Here is a 19,889-nt window from a genome sequence, read left to right as displayed (position 1 = left end):
TGTAGCAACAGAGCCGCTGTCTCAACGAGTGAGTCGGCGAAATTGTAGTATCGGTGAAGATGCCGGTTACCTGCATCAAGACGAAAAGACCCCGGAACCTTTACTGTACTCTGGTACTGGATTTTGATCCTGTATGTGTAGAATAGGTGGGACGCTTTGAAGTCTGCGCGCTAGCGTGGATGGAGCGGAAATGTGAAATACCACCCTTATAGTATTAGGATTCTAACCTGTGGCCCTATATCGGGCCAAGGGACAATGCCAGACGGGCAGTTTGACTGGGGCGGTTTCCTCCTAAAATGTAACGGAGGTGTACAAAGGTTCTCTCAGTGCGGACGGCAATCGCACGCTGAGCGCAAAAGCAGATGAGAGCTTAACTGTGAGGCCCAACAAGCCGAGCAGGTACGAAAGTAGGTTTTAGTGATCCGGTGGTTGGCGTGTGGAAGCGCCATCGCTCAACGGATAAAAGGTACTCCGGGGATAACAGGCTGATCTCCTCCAAGAGTTCACATCGACGAGGAGGTTTGGCACCTCGATGTCGGCTCATCACATCCTGGGGCTGGAGAAGGTCCCAAGGGTCCGGCTGTTCGCCGGTTAAAGTGGTACGTGAGCTGGGTTCAGAACGTCGTAAGACAGTAGAGTTGACCGTTGCTGTCTTTAAATCTGGCTATATGCTGGAAAATCCGAGAATTACTCGCTACTTGACAAAATAATCAGATAGAGTTAATATATCTCTATGAAGTCAAGTGACAATGCGCAGTATGCGGACAATCAGCAGGTAAGCGAGAAGACGAAGATTTCTGATGAATATTTCGCTGGTTTTGTTGACGGCGAAGGGTGTTTCTACGTGGGATTTGGTAAGCGTGAGGATTTGCCGCTAAAGTGGCAGGTTATCACAGAATTCCATTTGAGCCAAAATCCAAAAGGATTGAATGTTTTAGAAGGTTTTAGGAATAGATTAGGTTGCGGTTATATTAAACCAAATCATCCTAAAAGTTCTACAGATAGATCGTGGGTTTTGGTGGTTAAAGATAGGAAAGATTTAAAAGAAAAAATAATTCCGTTCTTTAAAGAACATCCGCTACATTCTGGGAAGCAGGTTGATTATGAGATTTTCGCGGAAGTGCTTGAAATTATAAATAATGGAGAGCATTTAGAGCGAAAAGGATTTGACAGAATAGTAGGGCTGGTTTTCAAACAAGCGAATGTAAGGTTTAAAAAATATTCAAAAGAAAAACTTCTATCATCTTAAAACCTCAGAGACTATACGCCGGATCCGCTGATAAGGCGGAAAGATATAGTCCGAACTGCATAGCGATATGCAGAGATCGGCAGAAATGTCCGATCCCTTCGCAATAAGCGAAGAGTAACAGTATTGTCGGTCTCTATCTGATGCAGGCGCAGGATATTTGTGGGGGGCTGTCCCTAGTACGAGAGGACCGGGACAGACGAACCTACGGTGTTCCAGTTGTCACGCCAGTGGCAATGGCTGGGTAGCCGCGTTCGGAAAGGATAAACGCTGAATGCATCTAAGCGTGAAGCCCTCCCCGAGAATGGATATCCCTTAAGACCCCTTGTAGACTACAAGGTTGATAGGCAGCAAGTGTACGAGCCGTGAGGCTTTTAGCTTAGCTGTACTAATCGGTCGTTTGGCTTGACCTTTTTATTATTCAATGGTTTGGCTCGAGGATCCTAATGGTTACTATGGATTGTTATCGATTTTATCCCGGTGCTTTAGAGCGGAGGGGCCACACCCGTTCCCATTCCGAATACGGAAGTTAAGCCCTCCAGCGTCAATGGTACTTGCCGGGCAACTGGCTGGGAGAGTAGACCAGTGCCGGGTTAAATTAGAAGAGCCGTTATCTTAACTGATAGCGGCTCTTTTTTATTATAGAAGTGACTCGGTATCCGGCTAAATTCCGTAGAGTTTATATATGTCCTTGCGAACAGGGAAGTTGCAGCATCCGCCGTAACCGAATGGAACATAGTATGGGCAGTGAGGATATTTTTTATTTGAGACAAACAGTAGGTTGTTGGCCACCATAGATTCCGGAGGGCACATCTCTTCCGGCTTACCGCGGCATGCATGAGTTCCGTTGCACGAGATTGCTTTTTTTGCAGCCTCCGGTATCATATCAGGGTTTTTTATGTCCATTCTGACCCCCTTGTTTTTTACGGTGGTCTTTCATTATCGATTTACATACTAAATCCATACACTTTTTTCTAAGTGCGGGTTTTTCTGCAAGAGAAGCCCAGAATGCTCTGGCAATCTTGCCATAAGAGAGCTTAAGCCCGGTATTTTTACAAACATCTCTGAAATTTTTTTCTATGATATTTTTTATATAGCTGTTTACACGTATAGACTTTTTGAATGTGTATTTTGAGTTGTTAGGACACTTCTCCATGCCTATATGTTAGGATAGGAAGCCAGATTTGGTCAAGCTTTATTTTGTCGGACATTTTTGTGTCAGATTATGCTTGAAATTCATCGCTTTATATAATATTATTAGGTTTAATAGGAGAGGCAAAATATGCCCAAAAACAAGGTAAAAATAGTTAAAGTCGCCACGATCTTGCTGGCGATTTCTTTTTTTGCAAAGGAAGGGAGTAAAAAAGATGAAAAAATTTTATCTATCGACCACTGATAAAAGAATAGGCGGCGTATGTGGCGGGATAGCGGAATATTTTAATGTTGATTCGACTTTTGTCAGGCTTTTGTTTGTGCTATTCGCGTTATTCGGCGGATTGACTATCTTCATCTATATCGTCCTGTGGGTCGTTGCGCCGAGAAGGCCGGCGGGCGGTAAAGGAAAGGTGTCGTGAGATGAGAAGATTTGTACTATATTTGATACGTTGGCAGCTTAGTACGCCCATACTATGGCTTGTAGTCAAGCAGCTGGGGGCAAGTTTGTACTCCACCATAATAGCTAATCTTATAGGCGGCGCCATATTCTTCTGGGTAGATAAGTTTATCTTCACGTCTAAGGCAGTTGAAGTATGGCATATAAAAGAAGGTAAATGTGATAAATGCGGGAAGGTATCGCATTTATGGAGACTTATAAAGACCGCGGGGTATGACAGAAGCGATTCGAAACCTATATTTTTATGCATGGAATGCTCGAAAGAGAAAACTGATGAATTGCGCGCTCAGGGCATACCGGTGAGAGGTAAAAGCAGATGAAAAAGGCCTGTGCTTTGTTTGTTATCGGTTCTATTTTACTGATTCCGCTTATTGCGGAAAGCAGGATGGGTGGTGCCGGGCCCGGATCTGTCCCGCGTGTTGCATATGTGAAGCCGCAGGATCAGTCTGTGGTGGACATATCGGATGGCAAGGGTGTGGTGTTTGAGTGGGCAATGCTGCCCATACCGAGCGGTAACAGGGATAGTTATAGAATAGTTGTTCACAAGGGTGATGGATATGATGTTGTAGTTGACCAGGTTATCGACCCGCGCACATTCTCAATAGCGGTTCCGGCAGATAAATTTGAGAACGGCGTAACGTATTGGTGGTATGTTAAGCAGCGCGACGGAAAAACTCTCATGTGGAGCCAGCATGATATATGGTATTTTGAGGTGGCTAAGAGGGTTGGCGATTCGCAGGAGCCGGAATAGATGGCGATAAGAGCTTTTACGGTTTTAGGAATATTGTTTTTACTGCTTGCGTCTGTTTGCGGCGCCGAAGGCCTCGATGTTTTGATCCAGGTTTCGAAGTCACAGGCGGATATCAAAAAGCAGTATGATGACGAGACGAAGAATTTCGAAAAAGTGAAAAAAGCGATCAATGCAGGCACCATTAAAAAAGGCCAGGCCAGATCCGATATTCAGGCAAGGTACGGCATGCCCGTTGTTTCAATTAAGGATTTGGATGGGAAGCGCGAAGATTGTATATATAAGCCCGGCACATCATCCTTCTTTAAGGGGGTCAGGGCAACTCTTATATATACGGAACAAGGCACACTGGATGAAGCGCGAATCGAAGAAAAGTGAATATTTAAAAGGACATGATGGCTAAGAAAAAAATATTGATCATAGAGGATGAGCCGGATGCGGCGTTATTTTTAAAGATGCACCTCGAGAAGAGCGGCTTTAATGCTATATGCGCATCTGACGGCAAGGAGGGGTTCGAAAAGGTCCGCACGGAAACGCCCGACCTGATTCTTCTGGACCTGATGCTTCCGCAGGTGGATGGGCTGTGGGTTTGCAACATACTTAAAAGCGACAAGCGGTTTACTCGTATTCCTATAATAATTCTTACCGCAAAAGCAACCGATAGCGATATGGCAGTCGCAAAAAAATGCGGCGCCAACGGCTATATGGTCAAACCGTTTGAGTTCAGCGACTTGCTTATAGAAATTAAGAAGTTCCTAAAAGACTGATATGGTATAATACTCGGCTTATGCGTATTTTAATAGCGGATGATGAGGTGGATTTTATCGATATGCTCAAAGAGCGGCTTCGCTATAAAAATGTCGATATGGATCATGCCTATGACGGCAGGCAAGCTCTCGAGCTCATAAAATCGAACCATTATGACATAATATTTCTGGATCACAATATGCCGGAGATGACGGGTCTTGAATTGGTAAGATATATAAGAGAAAATAGTATAAATTCCAAGACCGTAATGATTACCGGATATCCTGCCATAAGAGGTTTTTTCGCCAAGGCGATAGGGACAGACGAATACCTTACAAAGCCCGTAAAACTAAAAGACGTAGAGGATATTTTAGAAAAATATAGATGCTGAAGATAAAGATAGCGCTATTCTTTGTGTTATGCGGCCTTTTGACGGCTTGTGCCGTTTATGGAGACGGCGAAGTAAAGAGCCTGAAGAAGTTCGAGTTTTGGAAGACCGGAAAGGTAAGAAAGTGCGACGTGTATGATGTTAACGGTTATCTGAAGGCTTCCGTATATTGCCGCGGCGACGGCACCATTGAGAAGATAGAAAGATTTAATATGCTCGGCAAGAAGACAGAAGAAGCGCTGTATGACGGCAAGGGCAGGTTAAAGATAGGTATAGACGGGTGGTCCGCAATAAGGTGGATATACAGCGGGCCTATCCTGCTCTACGAAGTCGCTTATGATGAAACAGGCAAGATGATGGAGATAAAGATGTATAGCGAGTCGGGCAGGCTCGTAGCAAGACGATACAGAGATGACGTTAACTTTAATCCTTATGAGCAGGCAAGCATGTATATGCTATTGGGCGGGCAGAGCGCCGCTTTTTATGACACAGTTATAAGACGCGAAGATGAGGAGGGTATAATAGTACCATGAGAAAATTTTTTATGGAAGAATTAAATCTGCCGCATAATATAAAAAGAACAGTTGATAAACTCGTGGAATGCATAAGAAATGTTTATTCGGACCAGCTTGTCTGCGTGGCCCTATATGGGAGCGCTGCCAGGGGAGAATACGCGGGTAAATATTCTAATATAAATCTGGCCATTGTGCTAAACGACACGTCCATATCGTCAATTAAGAAGGCCGCCTGCCTTTTGAATAAGAATAAATTCTCTATTATAAATCCTGTATTTTTTACAGAAGATTATATAAAAAAGTCGCTGGATGTATTTCCCATAGAGTTTTTAGATATGAAAGAGAGTCATTCTGTATTATACGGCAAAGATATATTTAAGGATCTTCAGATAGATATAAAGAATTTAAGATTTCAATGTGAGCAGGAACTTAAGTCGAAAATATTGAATATAAAAAAGTTTTGCATGAGGACCTCGAATAAAATTATTCTTAAAAACTTTTTGTTTAAATCCGCCACTTCAAGTCTTCATATACTGCGTAATCTTGTGAGGCTGAAGGGCAAGCAGCCTTCCTGCAGCAAGGACGGCATTTTGGATGATGTAGCCAGAGAGTTTGCGGTCGATGTAGGAAGCTTAAGAAGCATGCTAAATGCCAAAAATATCAATGCCAGATTAGGCACGAAGGAAATAGACCAGTTTTTCGCCCAGCTTGTCGAGATACTTGAAAGCATAAGCGATAAAGTGGACCTCTTATAATTAGCACTTCTATGAGAAAAATTTTTCTGATAATATTTTTTACAACCCTGCTATTTTCGCAGGCCTCCAAAGCTGATGATATTGGGCAGCCCTCAGGCTGGGTCAATGATTCGGCAGGCGTTATCTCCCAGGAATATAAAAATAAGATAACGGCTTTAATAGAGGAACTTGAACGAAAAACTTCAGCGGAAATTTTTGTCGTCGCGGTAAGTTCTATAGCTCCATATGATGAAAATAGTTACGCGCGTATGATATTTGATTCATGGAAACCCGGTAAACTCGGTAAAGATAATGGCGTGCTGGTGTTATTGGCGGTAAGCCAGAGGCGCTGGCGCATTGAAACAGGTTACGGCGCGGAAGGAATTTTGCCGGATGGCCGTTGCGGGCAGATCGGCCGCAGTTACATGGTGCCGTATTTTAAGGCCGGCGAATATGGCAAGGGACTTTATTACGGAGTGGCCGCGATCAGTGATGTTATTGCCAAAGATGCTAAGTTAACGCTCGATGGCTTAAGCGGCCTTAATATTAAGAGCGTAAGCGCTTCTTCTGAAAAAGGCGATGATATGGGCATGGCCGCACTATTCTTCATAATATGTGCAGTAGCGTCGGTCTTCAGGTTTTTATTCTGGCATAATCTGCCTGCGGGTAAGCGGAAAGACAGCTTTTTAACATATGGCGGTGGATTTGGAGGTGGCGGATTTGGCGGCGGTGGATTTGGCGGAGGCGGCGGCGGAGGCGGTGGAGGAGGCGGCGCCGGCGGAGGATTTTGACAGCCGTAAGTTTATGGCTTACAACTTAAAGCTGAAAAAGGAGGTAGTAATGAAGGGCATTTTGATAGGGTTGGTAGCGGCAGTTCTAATAGTGGGAGTAGCAGTTGCATCAACATACAATGGTATAGTCACGAAGCATGAAACCATTACCGCAAAGTGGGCTCAGGTCGAGAATCAATTGCAGAGACGTAATGACCTTATACCGAACCTTGTGAATTCGGTAAAGGGTTATGCGGCGCATGAAAAGACGGTATTTGAGGATGTTACAAAGGCGCGCTCTCAATGGGCGAATGCATCGACTGTTAACGAAAAAGTAAAGGCCGCGGGTCAGGTTGATGCGGCGCTGTCAAGATTGCTTTTGGTCGTTGAGAATTATCCTTTGTTGAAGGCCGATCAGACGTTCTTGCAACTTATGGATGAGTTATCAGGTACCGAAAATAGGATTGCGGTCGAGAGGATGAGATATAACGAAGCGGTCAAAGAGTTTAATATCACAGTCCGAAGGTTCCCGGCCAATGTTGTCGCCGGAATGTTCGGCTACAAGCCGGCAACCGAATACTTCAAAGCGGAAGAAAAAGCGAAGGCAGTGCCGGAGGTTAAGTTTTAGGATAAAATTTTCGATAAGTATAGGCGGGCCACAAAGGTTCCGCCTGCGACAGGAATGAAAAGGCTTTCTAACCTGGTTAGAATTGGCAGGTTGGAAAGTACGAAAGACTTTGTGCGAACATAACGAGGCTTAGTCTTGGACAAACAGGAGAGTGATAAATGAAATCGCATACGAAATACCTTTGGTTCAATACGAAGAATAGGTATGAGATCGTGAATATTACTGAACAGGTGCTGGAAGCTATTGACGAGAGCAGGGTAAAAGAGGGCATGTGCCTGGTTAATGCGATGCACATTACCGCGAGCGTATTTATCAATGACAACGAATCCGGGTTGCACCAGGACTTTCTCGCGTGGGTCGAGAAATTGGCGCCATATGGCAAGGACAAGTATAAGCACAATTTGACAGGTGAAGATAATGGCGATGCACACCTGAAAAGGACGATTATGGGGCGAGAGGTTGTTTGTGCCGTTACGGATGGCAAGCTCGATTTCGGGCCGTGGGAACAGATCTTTTACGGAGAATTCGACGGGCAGAGGCGCAAGAGAGTCCTCGTAAAGATAATAGGAGAATAGACGGGAGGAGAGATGACCAATATTTTCAAAATATGCCTCATTGGATTAATTGCGACCATGTTTATATTATCCACCAGTAGCTTATACTGCGAGGATGACGAGCTAAAGACCTATCGCGGTATAGTGCAGGAAATAGACTGGGCAGGCTCGCTATTGACAGTTGCGGGCATGGACGAGATGACATTCTATGTTCCCGCCGGAACAAATATAGTTTGGGGGACTGAAACAGTAGGTTTGTCCGATGTGTTACAGGACGATCCAGTGTTGATCAAATATTATGACAATCCCACAGGCACCCCCAGGGCAGTAAAGATAGTATTGGAAAGAGAATACGCAGAGTTCTAATAAATGAACAAAATCATTGTTGCGATAGTTTTGTCCGCAGTATTCGCGGTAGCCGCGTTTTTTGTCTCGCCTTCATATTGTGATGATAAACCGCAAATTAAATCTTTCGAGGGACGCGTCTCGTACATAAATTGGGTTACAGCGACGATCAGGGTAAATGGCGTTGGCGGTGAGATGGAGTTTTATGTTCCGCAAAACGTGTCGATAAGAAAACTCGGGGCAACTATATGGCTCATGGATGTAAACATACTGGATAACGCTATCGTTAGATACTATGAAGACGATTCAGGCGGCAACACAGTAGTAAACATAACGATCACGGTTGTTTAAATAACCTATGAATTATCTACCGGTATCAAAAGATGACTTAGAGAGAAGAGATTGGGGCGAGCTTGATGTAGTACTTGTCAGCGGCGACGCTTACGTAGATCACCCGTCTTATGGCGTAGCCATGATAGGCAGAGTGCTTGAAGGCGCGGGTTTCAAAGTCGGCGTTATAGCTCAGCCCGATTGGCATAGGCTGGATGATTTCAGGAGATTAGGACGCCCAAAATTATTTTTCGGCGTTACGGCCGGGAACCTCGACTCAATGATAGCAAATTATACCGCCAATAAGAAAGTGCGCAATATGGATGACTATTCACCCGGCGGTAAAGCCCATCTTAGGCCCGACAGGGCAACTATAATGTATGTCAACAAGCTAAGAGAATCTTTTAAGGATGTGCCTATAGTAATAGGCGGTATTGAAGCAAGCATGAGGCGACTTGCCCATTATGACTATTGGTCTGATAAAGTGCGGCGTTCGCTTCTTCTGGACGCTAAGGCCGATATTCTTGTCTATGGCATGGGCGAAACCCAGATAGTTGATATAGCCAGGCGACTGGCGGCGGGTGAGGCCGTAAGCGATATTGACAATATTTATGGCACGGTTGTTGTTAGAAAGAATTTAAAAAATGTAAAAGATTATATTGATATTCATTCGTTTGAAGACGTAAGTAATGACAAAGGGAAATTTAACGAGGCATTTAAGGCGGCCTACTTGGAAGCAGATCCCATAAGGGGTAAGGCCATAGTCCAAAAACACGGCGACAGATTTGTGATACAGTATCCTCCGGCGGCGCCTTTAACGCAGGAACAGATGGATGAAATTTATTCTTTGCCCTTTACGAGAGAATGTCATCCCTCTTACGCGGCTTCCGGCGGAGTGCCGGGCTTTGAGTCTGTAAGAAATTCCATAGTTTCACATCGAGGGTGCGCCGGCGCATGTAATTTTTGTTCACTATATCTTCATCAAGGCGCCCATGTGCAGAGCCGCAGCGTCGAGTCCATAGTAGGAGAGATAAAATTAATATCGAAGAGCAAGAAGTTTAAAGGGACTATTACTGACATAGGCGGCCCTACGGCAAATTTATATAAGGCCGAATGCCGGTCGTGGAGCGCGCAGGGCACGTGCCGCGACAAAAAATGCATGGTGCCGCAGAAATGTAAAAATTTGAAGTTAGGGTATGATTATTCTATACGTCTGTGGAAAGAGTTGAAAAAGATACCCGGAGTTAAGCATGTGTTTGTTGGCAGCGGCGTCAGATTCGACCTTTTGACGGACTCGTATGCGGACGAGTACCTGAGCGAACTATGCGCCGACCATATTAGCGGCCAATTGAAGGTCGCTCCCGAACATTGCGCCGATTCCGTTTTGGAACTGATGAATAAGCCAAAATTCGATATTTATGAAAAATTCATGGACAAATTTGAGAATATAAATAAGCGCCTGGGTAAAAAACAGTATCTGGTAAATTATTTTATTGTGGGCCATCCAGGGGCGGACTTGAAGGACGCGCTTGTGCTGGCGGTATATTTGGCGAAAAAGCATATCCATCCTGAGCAGGTGCAGGATTTTATACCGTTACCCATGACCGTATCGGGGGCTATGTATCATACGCAAATGGATCCATCTACCGGTAGAGCCGTTTATGTGGCTAAAAAACCGAGCGAAAGGATGATGCAGAGGGCTTTAATGCAGTATAAGAATCCACAGAATAGGGAATATGTCAGGAAGGCGCTTAAGATATTAAATAGGGAGGATCTAAAAAGGCTATTCGCGGCCTAATTCTGCTTCGCCCTTCAACTCGTAAGTATGAGGTGGGGCTTCGCAGGAATAGCCTCTACGAAACTCTACCATTGTTTGTATATTGAAGGGTGAAGTAGGGCTAATTCCCTTGACATATGGTTGTGCTTCTATATAATAATATAATTACCACAAGAGCCAAAACAGATCACGGAGGGACTAAATGGCGAACTTTTTTGGTCAGGATATAAGAAATATTATTCTGCTTGGCCATTCAGGATGTGGCAAGACGTTATTGGCCGAAGCCTTAGCTTTAAATGGCGGCTCTATAGCCAGAATGGGCAGGATAGAGGACGGTACTACGGTATCTGATTACAACGAAGACGAAAAAGACAAAAAGCATTCCGCAAGCACGTCATTGATAAGTTTTTTATATAAATCGAAGAAGATAAATATTCTGGATGTTCCGGGATATATAGATTTCGCGGGAGAGATGATAGGGGGCTTGAGGGCAGCTGACGCGTGCATAGTAGTCGTGAATGCCGCCGCCGGCATAGAGATAGGTACCGAGCGCGCATTCAGGATGGCGAAGGAGAAGGGTGTTCCGTGTTTCTTCTTCATAAATATGCTGGATAGAGAGCATTCAGATTATGACAAATGTTATGACAGCATACAGAATAAATTTCGCAAGCACTGCATACCCGTCGATTACCCCATAGGCAAAGAGGATGATTTTAAGTCAGTGGCAAGCGTAATAACAGGCAAGGGTTCGGAATCGCTTGAAGACGCGGAGAAGGCCCATTTTAAGGCGCTTGGAGATGTTCTTGCCGAGACAGTAGCTGAAACAGATGATGCGCTGCTGGAAAAGTATCTCGATAAGGGCGAACTTACTGCCGATGAGCTTACAAAAGCGCTGCGTAAAGCCGTAAATACTGACGATGTTTCGCCTATACTCTGTGGATCCGCGACGCGTAACATAGGCATCAAAGAACTCCTTGATTTTATAGTGGAATATTTTCCGTCTCCTCTGGATAGGCCAAAAGAGGAAGCCACTAAGCCGGATTCAGGCGATAAAGTAGATATCGGGATGAATCCTAACGGGCCGTTTTCAGCGCTTGTCTTTAAAACATTGTCGGACCCTTTTCTCGGGCAGATATCAATATTTAAGGTCTTTTCCGGGAAGCTTCAGTCAAACAATGGCTTTTACAATGTCAATAGAAACGCGCGCGAAAAGATAGGTCAGATCTTCAGCCTGATGGGGAAAACGCAGAGCTCAATGGATTCCGCGCAGGCGGGCGATATAGCATGCGTAGCTAAACTTAAAGAGACGCATACAGGCGATTCTATTACAGATGAAAAAAATCCTGTAAAATTTAATGAGATAAAGTTTCCCGAGCCGGCGGTATCTTTTTCCCTAAAGCCTAAAACGCGGTCGGATGAAGATAAAATATCCGGAGCTGTTCATAAGTTGATGGCGGAAGACCCGACATTTAAAGTTACTAGGGACGAACAGACCAAAGAGATGATAGTGTCCGGCATGGGCGATATGCACATCAATATGATGATCAACAGGATGAAGATGCGCTATGGCGTGCAGGTTGATATGGGTACTCCCAAGGTAGCGTATAAGGAAACGATTCTGGGCAAAGGAGACGCTCAGTATCGACATAAAAAACAGTCCGGCGGCGCAGGGCAATTTGCTGAAGTGTGGATGCGCATAGAGCCGCTTACGCGGGGCGAGGGATTCCAATTTGTTGATGAGGTTGTCGGCGGTGCGATACCGAGACAGTTTGTCGTAAGTTGTGAAAAAGGTATAAGGATGGGGTTGCAGTCCGGAATATTGGCGGGATTTCCGGTTGTCGATGTGAAGGCGATAGTTTATGACGGGAAGACCCATCCGGTAGATTCAAAAGATATAGCATTCCAGACGGCTGCGCGTAAGGCATTTAAAGAGTCTATGCAAAAAGCAAAGCCGGTGCTTTTAGAGCCAATAATGGACGTAGATGTTGTAATACCGGACGAGTTTATGGGTGATATTACAGGCAGTCTAAATTCAAGGCGCGGCAGGATCATGGGGATGGATCCGGGGGATGGATCGCAAACCATTAAGGCGAAGGTTCCACTGGAGGAGATGTATAAGTATGTAAATGAATTAAAATCGATTACAGGAGGACGAGGAACTTACGCGATGAGTTTCTCGCATTACGAAGTAGTGCCGTCTAACCAGGCGCAGGCCATAATAGACAAGGCAAAATTAACCAAAAAAGAGGAAGCGGAGGATTAATGAGCGGTCATTCAAAGTGGGCAACGATTAAACACAAAAAAGCTGCGACAGACGCGAAGCGCGGCAATCTATTTACGAAGCTTATAAAAGAAATCACGGTAGCCGCCAGGAATGGCGGTAACCCCGATACTAACCCAAGGCTTAGAGTGGCGATAGAGAGAGCCAAGGAGTCGAGTATGCCGGCGGATAACATAGATCGCGCTATAAAAAAAGGCACCGGACAGCTCGAAGGCGTGACATATGAGGATATAACTTTGGAGGGCTATGGGCCGGGCGGAGTCGCAATATATGTCGAAGGCGTATCGGACAACAAGAATAGGACCACCGCCGAAGTCAGGACGATATTTACAAAAAAGGGCGGCAACATGGCAGGCGCGGGTTCAGTGGCCTGGATGTTTGAAAAGAAGGGATATATAGTTGTAAGCAAGAATGTAATAGACGAAGACAAGTTAATGGGCATAGCTCTTGACGCGGGAGCGGAGGACCTGATAGTAGAAGATGAAAACTACGCTATAAAGACGAGCCCTCAAGACTATTTTAAAGTGAAGAAGGCTATAGACGACGCCGGTATAAAGACCGAAGACGCCGAAATAACTCTTCTTCCCAAGAGTACGGTAAAGGTGGCGGGCGATGAAGCTAAAAAAATACTGGATCTTGTCGACTCGATCGAGGAACATGAGGATATTCAGCACGTGTACGCCAATTTTGACATACCGGATGAGCTGATAAAGGAATAATGCGGATACTCGGCATTGACCCGGGCCTCGGGACCACAGGTTATGGTATAATCGAGGACAATAATTTCGCTTCGCGGAATTGCCTACCAGGAGCGAATGGCAATTTTAAAATTGTCGAGGCCGGGATTATCAAGACCGCGGCGAATACACCGATACAGGCCAGGTTAAAAAAGATATTCGAAGAGGTCTCGGAAATAATCAGAGAACACAAGCCTTCTGTATTAGTACTGGAAAAGATATATTCTCATTACAAGCATCCTGCCACAGCGATACTTATGGGCCATGCCCGCTCAGTCGTATGTCTTGCTTGCGGTATAAATGGCGTGAACTTAATAAATTATCCTTCCACTAAGATAAAAAAGATCGTGACCGGTAACGGGCATGCTTCAAAACAACAGGTGCAGAGGATGGTTCAGAATACGTTTAAACTAAAGAATCCTCCGGAGCCGGTAGATGTAAGCGATGCGCTCGCCATGGCGATAGCGTATTGTTATATCAACAAAGGACCGGGAGCCGGAATCCGGGGCTTTAAATGCAAGGGCTAAATATATGATTTCGGAAATAAGCGGAAAGATAAAAAGGAAAAAAGAGTTCAGTGTTATACTAGACTGTAATGGGATATCTTATGAAGTCCTGGTGCCGCCTGCAATAATGAAATCTATAGACAGCGCGAAGTCTCCCGATGGGAATATAAATTTTATAACTTATCACTACTATCAGATGGATCCGTCGAGGGCGATGCCGGTATTGATAGGCTTTCTTAATGAAGTAGAAAAAGAATTTTTTGAGCAGTTCATAAAGGTGTCGGGGGTCGGGCCGAAGGCAGCCTGCAAAGCTCTTAGTCTGTCATTCTCCACAATAGCTGACGCAATAGACAATGGCGATATGCCACTGCTGAAGACGCTTCCCGGCATAGGCGAGCAGAAAGCCCGTGAAATTATAGCGAAATTGCAGGGCAAGGTCGGAAAATTCTGCCTTATACAGGACGGATCCGCGAAAGACTTACCAAAGGTAAAAGAGAATATAAAAGAAGAGGCGCTAAATGTCTTGCTTCAGCTTCAGTATAAGAAGAACGAAGCAAGGGATATGATAGAGAATGCTGTCAAGCGCAACACCGGCATATCTTCATGTGAAGAGATATTGAATGAGGTCTATAAGGGAAGTAAAAGCTGTAGGCCGTAAGCTTTAAACTGTAAGCAAAGACAGAAGATGAATAAAAAAGAAATAAATAAAAAAATAGCGCCTGAAGGGAGAGAAAAGCTTATCACTAATCAGGAGACTGACGAGGATCAGATACTGATCCTGTCGTTGCGGCCTTCCAAGCTAAGCGATTTCGTAGGGCAGGGCAGTGTAATAGATAATCTCAAAGTCTCTTTAGAGGCCGCTAAGAAGAGGAAGGAGCCTTTAGAGCACACTCTTTTGTCCGGCCCCCCGGGGCTTGGCAAGACATCCTTAGCGCATATTATCGCGCATGAGATGGGCACAAAGATCACTTCTACAAGTGGCCCCGCCATACAGCGCGCCGGAGACTTGGTCGGGGTTCTGACGAATCTGGAAGAAGGGGACATCCTTTTTATCGATGAGATACACAGGCTTTCCAAGACCGTTGAGGAATATATATATCCTGCCATGGAAAATTTTGAAGTAGATGTTGTTATGGATAAGGGCGCGTATGCGAGGACCTATAAGTTTAAACTCAAGCGTTTTACTTTGATAGGCGCAACGACGCGCGCGGGATTGCTTACGGCGCCTTTAAGGTCAAGGTTTGGAATATTCCACCATCTCGATTTTTATGAAACCGATGATCTGGTAAAGATTATAACCCGTTCGGCAAAGATATTGGATATACCTATAGACGAAAACGCGGCGTATGAAATAGCCAGGCGCTCGAGGGGCTCCCCCAGAGTCGCCAATAGGCTGCTTCGGCGCGTGAGGGACTGGGTGCAGGTAAAGCGCGACGGTAAAATAACCCAAGACGCTACCCAGGAGGCGCTGAAGAGCCATAATATAGATAAGGTGGGCCTTGATAATATAGACAGAAAAGTCTTGAGCATAATATATGAATCATTCGGCGGCGGCCCTGCCGGGATAGAGGCCATAGCGGCATCACTAAACGAGGAAAGCGACACTATATCCGATATGGTTGAGCCGTTTCTGCTCAAAATAGGATTTTTAAAACGCACACCACGAGGCAGAGAGCTCACGAAGCTGGCTTATGACCATATGGGTTTCGCGCAAAAAAAGGCTAAAGAAGTTCAAAAGGAGATGTTTTGAACATTCTTTTGCACATCTGTTGCGCGCCCTGTGAGATTTATCCGGTGGAAGCCTTAAGAAAAAGCGGCCACAAGATAGCAGGGCTCTTCTACAACCCTAACATACATCCTTACTCGGAATATCTTAAGAGGAAAAAAGAGGTCGAGAAATATTCCAAAGAGGTATCGCTAAATGTTATTTATGCGGAATATGATCTCGAGGGATACCTCGAATATATTATCGATAGCGAGTCTACGAAGAGTAGATGTCCTATCTGCTGGTGGTATAGAATGAGAAGGGTTGCCCAGCTCTCGAAAGAGAATGGCTTCGAAGCGTTTACCACGACTTTGTTGGGTAGTCCATATCAGGATCAAGAAGTCGTAAAGAACATAGGCGAAGAGGTCGCAAAGGAAGCCGGCTTAAAGTTCTATTATGAAGATTTTAGGACAGGTTTTAAGGCTGCGCATAATAAGGCCAAGTCGAAAGGCATCTATTGCCAGAATTACTGCGGTTGTATATTCTCGGAGAAAGAGAGAATAGAGAAGAAGGGAAGTAAGTGAAGAAAATATCAGCTTTATTTTTAATAATTTTATTATCCTTGTCGGTTATGGGCGCGGATAGTCAAGCGAATAAAAAAAATATAAACCCCATTTTGCGTGTTCTTGTAATTGAGAACAAAGACAATGTTTTAATGGTAATAAAGGGGGGCTATAGGATATATTCTATTCCTTCAGATAAGCTCTTGACGGGGGGGTACATACTTCACACTGTTGTTAGCGCCAGCGACCAGGGTATTATGTTTGGCCAGCGCGATCTGAAATTTTCAAAGATCAGAATTGTTGTGCCCGAAAGCGCGTACATATATATCGACGGAAGGGCTTTTAGAGGCAGCGTTGATATTGTACGTAAGGACAACGCAAAACTTATGGTGATAAACAGGGTGCCTCTCGAAGAATACCTGTATGGTGTTCTGTATAATGAAGTGTCGCACCGCTGGCCTATAGAATCCATAAAAGCTCAAGCTGTTACCGCGCGTACGTTTGCTCTCTATCAGGCAAGGCAGAATAAGCTGCAGGACTATGATTTAACAAATGATATATACTCTCAGGTGTATAGCGGCGCGACATCCGAGAGATGGGCCACAACCAGGGCGGTAAAGCTTACCGCTGGGAAAGTTCTGGCTTACAACGGCGATATATTTCCGGCCTATTACCACGCAACATGCGGCGGCCGAACAGAGGATGCGTCGAGTTTGTGGAACATAGACTTGCCATGCCTGAAGAGCGTTGAGTGTAGTTATTGCAAAGAGTCCCCTCATTACAAGTGGACAAAAATAGTCCTGCTGAAAGACCTGGAGAAAAAGTTGAGCGGCGGCGGGTATAAAGTGGGGAGTATAAAAAAGATTGAGGTTTTATCAAGAGACAATTCCGGCAGGGCGGATAAGGTGGAAATAAAGGATGAAGCCGATGTATCCTGTATATTGACAGCGAAAGATTTTAGACATATGTTGGGGCCCAATGACGTGCGAAGCACAAATTTCGAGGTCTCTATAAACGGCGACAAACTTGTCTTGAAGGGCATAGGCTGGGGCCACGGTGTCGGGATGTGTCAATGGGGAGCCAAGGGGCAATCTGATAAGAAAAAGAAGTGCGAGCAGATCCTGGAATTATATTATCCCGGCGCCCAGATTACGACCATAGACAAAATCTCCGGTAAGTTGTAGAATTTCATGAAATTATCCGAATTTGATTATATCCTGCCAAAAGAACTGATCGCGCAGCATCCCCTCAAAGAACGGGCGAAGTGCAGGCTAATGGTGTTGGACAGAGCTAAAAAATCCATCGAGCATAAAAAATTCGAAGATATTGCCGGCTACTTTAATAGCGGAGATCTTCTAACGCTTAATGATACCAAGGTCATACCTGCGCGACTATTTGGCAGGCGTAAGACAGGCGGTAAGGTCGAGCTGTTCCTGCTGGAAAAGAAGAACCCGGTATGCAGGGTGCTGTTGAGGCCTTCAGGGAGGCTTAAGGAAGGCGAAAAGGTAACTCTGGAATCGGGCGCCGAAGCCGAAATTTTAAACAGGACAGAAGTGGGCAGGCTTGTTAAGTTTAATCGGCCTATTGATGAGATACTGGAGTCGGGCCATATGCCGCTGCCTCCGTACATAGATAGGATTGACGGTCCGGACGATAGGGGTTCGTATCAGACTATATATGCCGCCAAAGAGGGCGCTACGGCAAGTCCAACAGCGGGGCTCCACTTCACGAAAGAGGTATTAGATCAGTTGGCGGCCAGCGGAGTGCGATTGTCGTATGTAACCTTACATACAAATTATGGCACCTTTGCTCCGGTCAAGACAGAAGATGTGGAGAGTCATAAGATGCATAGGGAATATTTTAGTATACCATCATGTGCTATAGAAGCGGTCAGAGCTGCGAAAAAAATTGGCGGAAAAGTTTTTGCTGTCGGTACAACATCCGCGAGAAGTCTCGAATATTGGGCTAAGGAAGGTAAGGCTGAAGGGGATAATGATCTATTCATCTATCCAGGCTTCAAGTTTAATATCGTCGATCATCTTATTACTAATTTTCATCTCCCAAAATCGACGCTCATGTTGCTTGTGAGTGCGTTTGCGGGAAAGGATTTTATATTCGAGGCATACAGGCAGGCAATTGAAAAACGTTACAGGTTTTTTAGTTATGGCGACGCGATGTTGATATTGTAGCTATCAGCCGTCAGCTTTCAGCCTTCAGCGCTGATAGCTGATAACTGAAAGCCGAAAGCTAAAATGTTTAGATTACTTCATAAAGATAAAAATTCGAAGGCACGGCTGGGGAAGCTGAAGACGGCACATGGAGAAGTCAATACGCCCGTATTTATGCCAGTCGGAACACAGGCATCCGTAAAAGCCCTGTCGAACGATGAGGTCAAAGTTTGCGGGGCTGAAATAATACTCGGCAACGCGTACCATCTATTTTTAAGGCCGGGGCTCGATATTATAAAAAAGGCCGGCGGCCTCCATAAATTCATGAGTTGGGAGAAGCCCATACTTACCGATAGCGGCGGATACCAGGTCTTTAGCCTCGCCGTATTGCGAAAGATAAATGAGGAAGGCGCGGAGTTTTCGTCACATATAGACGGCGCTAAACATTTTATCACTCCGGAAAAAGTTGTCGACATACAGAAGACGCTCGGAAGCGATATAATGATGGTATTTGATGAATGTGTGCATTATCCTGCGGCGCGGGATTATGTCGAACAGTCTTTAGAACTGACGACTAAATGGGCTAAGAGATCCAAGGAGTATTTTAAGGCCCAGGAGAATGAAAAAGGGCAGCTGCTTTTTGGAATTGTGCAGGGAAGTACCTATATAGATCTGCGCAAGAAGGCCGTAGATCAGTTGTTGGAAATAGGATTTGACGGCTATGCTATTGGTGGCGTAAGCGTAGGCGAGCCTAATGAGCTTATACATGAGATCAGCTCGTATACCGCTTCACTATTACCCGAGGATAAAGCTCGTTATCTTATGGGAATGGGCACGCCTACCGACATATTGCGGGCGATATCGGAAGGCGTCGATATGTTTGACTGTGTAGTGCCTACAAGAAATGGAAGGAATGGCCAGGCCTTCACATTTAAAGGCGAGCTACAGCTTCGCAATGCTGAATACAAAGAAGATTTTACGCCCATTGACAGAGATTGCGGATGTATGGCCTGCAAAAATTATACCAGAGCATATATAAGGCATTTATTCAATACGCAGGAACTGCTGGGTCTAAGGCTGGTATCATTGCATAATATACATTTTTATGTTAAACTTATAGAATTATCGCGGGGTGCGATTAAGGACAACAGATTCGATAGTTTTAGAAAAGAATTTGTGAACAACTACATAAAAAAGTCTGCAGGACAGCAGGCGGGAAAGGTGAAAAGATGAGCGCAGGACAGAATCCGTTAGTAAGCTTGATGCCGATAGTATTTATTTTTATAATATTCTATTTTCTTCTTATACGCCCTCAAAAAAAGGCGCAGAACGAGCACAAGAATATGATAGCGTCATTGAAAAAGAATGACGAGGTCGTTACCTCGGGAGGTATTCACGGAACGATAGTTAATGTTAAGGAAGCCGCTGTGACGCTTAAGGTAGACGACAACGTTAAGATAGACGTTGAGAAGAGCTGCATAGCCAGAGTAAGAAGAAAGGCGTCGGAGTAAGAAAGTAAATCGGAGGTTTTTATA

The 19,889-nt window shown here is 44.9% G+C and carries 25 protein-coding genes and 2 rRNA genes; 26 read left to right on the top strand and 1 reads right to left on the bottom strand.

Going from position 1 to position 19,889, the window contains the following annotated elements:
* Positions 1-1,659: ribosomal RNA gene (locus Q8R38_08720) — 23S ribosomal RNA — on the top strand; the annotation flags it as partial.
* A 63-nt stretch (positions 1,660-1,722) separates the two neighbouring features.
* A 5S ribosomal RNA gene (gene rrf, locus Q8R38_08715) occupies positions 1,723-1,840 on the top strand.
* Positions 1,841-1,909: 69 nt separating this feature from the next.
* On the opposite strand, the gene Q8R38_08710 is transcribed toward rrf, so the two are convergent.
* Positions 1,910-2,152, bottom strand: a complete 243-nt coding sequence (locus tag Q8R38_08710; GenBank protein MDP3792105.1) for a hypothetical protein — start codon at positions 2,150-2,152, stop codon at positions 1,910-1,912.
* Between the two features lie 461 nt (positions 2,153-2,613).
* On the opposite strand from Q8R38_08710, the gene Q8R38_08705 reads away from it, so the two are divergent.
* From Q8R38_08705 to yajC, 24 genes are all read left to right on the top strand, one after another.
* Complete coding sequence (locus Q8R38_08705) at positions 2,614-2,820, top strand: PspC domain-containing protein (protein MDP3792104.1); 207 nt, start codon at positions 2,614-2,616, stop codon at positions 2,818-2,820.
* Position 2,821: 1 nt separating this feature from the next.
* Entirely contained in the window at positions 2,822-3,178 is a 357-nt protein-coding gene (locus Q8R38_08700) for a hypothetical protein (GenBank protein ID MDP3792103.1), read from the top strand.
* Positions 3,175-3,609: a hypothetical protein gene (locus Q8R38_08695; protein ID MDP3792102.1), complete on the top strand. Its 435-nt coding sequence runs from the start codon at positions 3,175-3,177 to the stop codon at positions 3,607-3,609. The genes Q8R38_08700 and Q8R38_08695 overlap by 4 nt, the downstream gene beginning before the upstream one ends.
* On the top strand, positions 3,610-3,984 hold the full coding sequence (locus Q8R38_08690; GenBank protein MDP3792101.1) for a hypothetical protein: 375 nt from the start codon (positions 3,610-3,612) through the stop codon (positions 3,982-3,984). It begins immediately after the preceding gene.
* Between the two features lie 17 nt (positions 3,985-4,001).
* Entirely contained in the window at positions 4,002-4,373 is a 372-nt protein-coding gene (locus Q8R38_08685; protein MDP3792100.1) for a response regulator, read from the top strand.
* A gap of 20 nt (positions 4,374-4,393) precedes the next feature.
* Positions 4,394-4,744 carry a response regulator gene (locus tag Q8R38_08680; GenBank protein ID MDP3792099.1) on the top strand — a complete coding sequence of 117 codons (351 nt, stop codon included), beginning with the start codon at positions 4,394-4,396 and terminating at the stop codon, positions 4,742-4,744.
* The gene (locus tag Q8R38_08675) at positions 4,738-5,274 is read left to right on the top strand and encodes a hypothetical protein (protein ID MDP3792098.1); all 537 of its coding nucleotides are present in this window, start codon (positions 4,738-4,740) and stop codon (positions 5,272-5,274) included. The genes Q8R38_08680 and Q8R38_08675 overlap by 7 nt, the downstream gene beginning before the upstream one ends.
* Entirely contained in the window at positions 5,271-6,011 is a 741-nt protein-coding gene (locus Q8R38_08670) for a hypothetical protein (protein ID MDP3792097.1), read from the top strand. Before Q8R38_08675 ends, Q8R38_08670 begins: the two co-directional genes overlap by 4 nt.
* 11 nt (positions 6,012-6,022) lie before the next feature.
* A complete protein-coding gene (locus tag Q8R38_08665) occupies positions 6,023-6,781 on the top strand; it encodes a TPM domain-containing protein (protein MDP3792096.1) in 759 nt (252 codons plus the stop codon).
* Positions 6,782-6,830: 49 nt separating this feature from the next.
* A complete protein-coding gene (locus Q8R38_08660; GenBank protein ID MDP3792095.1) occupies positions 6,831-7,388 on the top strand; it encodes a LemA family protein in 558 nt (185 codons plus the stop codon).
* Between the two features lie 158 nt (positions 7,389-7,546).
* Positions 7,547-7,963, top strand: coding sequence for a secondary thiamine-phosphate synthase enzyme YjbQ (locus tag Q8R38_08655; GenBank protein ID MDP3792094.1), 417 nt, complete (start codon positions 7,547-7,549; stop codon positions 7,961-7,963).
* Positions 7,964-7,975: 12 nt separating this feature from the next.
* Positions 7,976-8,308, top strand: a complete 333-nt coding sequence (locus tag Q8R38_08650; GenBank protein ID MDP3792093.1) for a hypothetical protein — start codon at positions 7,976-7,978, stop codon at positions 8,306-8,308.
* A 3-nt stretch (positions 8,309-8,311) separates the two neighbouring features.
* Positions 8,312-8,638 (top strand): hypothetical protein, encoded by a 327-nt coding sequence (locus Q8R38_08645; protein MDP3792092.1) that lies wholly within the window; start codon positions 8,312-8,314, stop codon positions 8,636-8,638.
* Between the two features lie 7 nt (positions 8,639-8,645).
* Positions 8,646-10,415 (top strand): YgiQ family radical SAM protein, encoded by a 1,770-nt coding sequence (locus Q8R38_08640; protein MDP3792091.1) that lies wholly within the window; start codon positions 8,646-8,648, stop codon positions 10,413-10,415.
* A gap of 181 nt (positions 10,416-10,596) precedes the next feature.
* The gene (gene fusA, locus Q8R38_08635) at positions 10,597-12,657 is read left to right on the top strand and encodes an elongation factor G (GenBank protein ID MDP3792090.1); all 2,061 of its coding nucleotides are present in this window, start codon (positions 10,597-10,599) and stop codon (positions 12,655-12,657) included.
* Positions 12,657-13,394 (top strand): YebC/PmpR family DNA-binding transcriptional regulator, encoded by a 738-nt coding sequence (locus Q8R38_08630; GenBank protein MDP3792089.1) that lies wholly within the window; start codon positions 12,657-12,659, stop codon positions 13,392-13,394. The genes fusA and Q8R38_08630 overlap by 1 nt, the downstream gene beginning before the upstream one ends.
* A complete protein-coding gene (locus Q8R38_08625) occupies positions 13,394-13,939 on the top strand; it encodes a crossover junction endodeoxyribonuclease RuvC (protein MDP3792088.1) in 546 nt (181 codons plus the stop codon). Before Q8R38_08630 ends, Q8R38_08625 begins: the two co-directional genes overlap by 1 nt.
* Before the next feature lie 4 nt (positions 13,940-13,943).
* The gene (gene ruvA / locus Q8R38_08620) at positions 13,944-14,576 is read left to right on the top strand and encodes a Holliday junction branch migration protein RuvA (GenBank protein ID MDP3792087.1); all 633 of its coding nucleotides are present in this window, start codon (positions 13,944-13,946) and stop codon (positions 14,574-14,576) included.
* 27 nt (positions 14,577-14,603) lie between these two features.
* Entirely contained in the window at positions 14,604-15,668 is a 1,065-nt protein-coding gene (gene ruvB / locus Q8R38_08615) for a Holliday junction branch migration DNA helicase RuvB (protein ID MDP3792086.1), read from the top strand.
* Positions 15,665-16,207, top strand: a complete 543-nt coding sequence (locus Q8R38_08610; protein MDP3792085.1) for an epoxyqueuosine reductase QueH — start codon at positions 15,665-15,667, stop codon at positions 16,205-16,207. Before ruvB ends, Q8R38_08610 begins: the two co-directional genes overlap by 4 nt.
* Complete coding sequence (locus Q8R38_08605) at positions 16,204-17,370, top strand: SpoIID/LytB domain-containing protein (GenBank protein MDP3792084.1); 1,167 nt, start codon at positions 16,204-16,206, stop codon at positions 17,368-17,370. The genes Q8R38_08610 and Q8R38_08605 overlap by 4 nt, the downstream gene beginning before the upstream one ends.
* A gap of 6 nt (positions 17,371-17,376) precedes the next feature.
* Positions 17,377-18,375, top strand: a complete 999-nt coding sequence (gene queA, locus Q8R38_08600; protein MDP3792083.1) for a tRNA preQ1(34) S-adenosylmethionine ribosyltransferase-isomerase QueA — start codon at positions 17,377-17,379, stop codon at positions 18,373-18,375.
* A gap of 63 nt (positions 18,376-18,438) precedes the next feature.
* On the top strand, positions 18,439-19,587 hold the full coding sequence (gene tgt, locus Q8R38_08595; protein ID MDP3792082.1) for a tRNA guanosine(34) transglycosylase Tgt: 1,149 nt from the start codon (positions 18,439-18,441) through the stop codon (positions 19,585-19,587).
* Complete coding sequence (gene yajC / locus Q8R38_08590) at positions 19,584-19,865, top strand: preprotein translocase subunit YajC (GenBank protein ID MDP3792081.1); 282 nt, start codon at positions 19,584-19,586, stop codon at positions 19,863-19,865. The genes tgt and yajC overlap by 4 nt, the downstream gene beginning before the upstream one ends.
* Positions 19,866-19,889: the final 24 nt, after the last annotated feature.

The organism is Candidatus Omnitrophota bacterium, from assembly GCA_030695905.1.
Lineage (GTDB): Bacteria > Omnitrophota > Gorgyraeia > 2-01-FULL-45-10 > 2-01-FULL-45-10 > CAZHPY01.
The sequence above is the reverse complement of the archived record's forward strand: the minus strand, read 5'-3'. Positions and strand labels throughout refer to the sequence as shown.